The organism is Companilactobacillus jidongensis (assembly GCF_003946575.1).
GTDB lineage: Bacteria > Bacillota > Bacilli > Lactobacillales > Lactobacillaceae > Companilactobacillus > Companilactobacillus jidongensis.
In genome coordinates this window covers 1-1,450 of record NZ_RHOP01000039.1, presented here as the reverse complement: position 1 = coordinate 1,450, position 1,450 = coordinate 1, and the positions used below count along the sequence as shown (strand labels likewise).

The 1,450-nt window shown below is 34.0% G+C and carries 1 protein-coding gene; it reads left to right on the top strand.

What is annotated here, in order from left to right; translation table 11 throughout:
- Positions 1–131 precede the first annotated feature (131 nt).
- Positions 132–1,382, top strand: coding sequence for an ISL3 family transposase (locus EKM68_RS13510; protein WP_125591325.1), 1,251 nt, complete (start codon positions 132–134; stop codon positions 1,380–1,382).
- The last annotated feature ends 68 nt before the right edge of the window (positions 1,383–1,450 follow it).

Sequence of the window (1,450 nt, the reverse complement as noted above, 5' to 3'; positions counted from 1 at the left end):
GGTTCTATACTTTCTGGTATTGATGAATAATCAATACCAGTTTTTTTGTACTCTTTTAAAACAAAAAGAACATCACTGTTCTCATGTTATGATTTAAGCGACGAAACCCAATCAAACTGGAGAAAACAATAATGTCCCAAGACAATTCTATACTATGTGCATTAGACATAAAAGACAATAATATAAAAAATATTTCAGTTAGTGACGCTATAATCAAAAAACGTGGCGTTATAAAACATATTAAGTTGATAAACGCGGAGTTATCATATGTCCTCCATCGATGTCCTCACTGTGGTATGAAGGCATTAGTTAAGAATGGTAAAAAACGTACTAACGTTAGATTAGCTAGTTTTAATGGAAAAGAATACCATATGATACTCAATAAGCAACGGTACTTGTGTAGGAACTGTGACTGCACCTGCGGTGCGCACAGTGATCTACTGATCAAGAACCATACAATAACTAATCAAGTAAAAGACAGAATTTTAGACTTAGCTAGAGAATCATTCACACTATCATCAATCGCTAAAATAGTTGGTGTCTCACCAAATACAGTAAGCAGATTGCTTTATGACAATATTAATTTGCCCAGTAGGTGTAGTCGGCTTCCTGAAAACTTATGTTTCGATGAATTTCGCTCTGTTGGTAATATTTTCACTTTCATTGCCATAGATGCAGAAACACATCACTTAGTAGAACTTATTCATGACAGATTATCAAAAACAATAGTCGATCATTTTATAAACAAGTACAGTCTTTCAGAACGTCAGTCAGTTAAGTCCGTATCGATAGATCTTAATGCGAATTATCAAATGGTAGTTCGTAGGATCTTCCCAAATGCACAAATAATAGTTGATAGATTTCATATAGTTCAACTATGTAGTAGAGCCTTAGATCAAGTTCGTATTGGTTCGTTGAAGAATATTAAGGATAAACATTCTCGGTTGTACAAAGCCCTTAAGTCTAACTGGCGTCTATACCATCTGCCTTTGGCAGAGGTAGACGACAAGAATGTAGAATATGTTTTTGGCATCAATGAGTACACAACAATTCAAAATGTGATCGATATAGGACTAGATCAGTTACCAGTATTTAAAGAAGTATATGATACTTATCAAAACGTCCAACAGTCACTTGAAAATCACAACATAAATTTACTTAGAGAAACTATTTGCGGTTATAAAAAGAATGGCACCGCTATGGATACATCAATCAGTACGTTACGTAAAAACTTAAAACATGTAGAAAACAGTTGCATAATGCCATACTCCAATGGTCCCTTAGAAGGGACCATTGGAAAGATAAAAAAGCTTAAACATAACAGTTATGGATTTAGAAACCTTGATCATTTCCTTAAGAGAATAACGTTAATTTGTGCATGAAAATAGGCATCCTCAATGAGGATGCCTATGGTTAAAAGTTATTCATCAATACTATTTGACAAAGAGCC

Bases quoted from the DNA above. Each gene is read 5' to 3' on its own strand.
- EKM68_RS13510 (WP_125591325.1), top strand. From the start codon at position 132: ATGTCCCAAGACAATTCTATACTATGTGCATTAGACATAAAAGACAAT.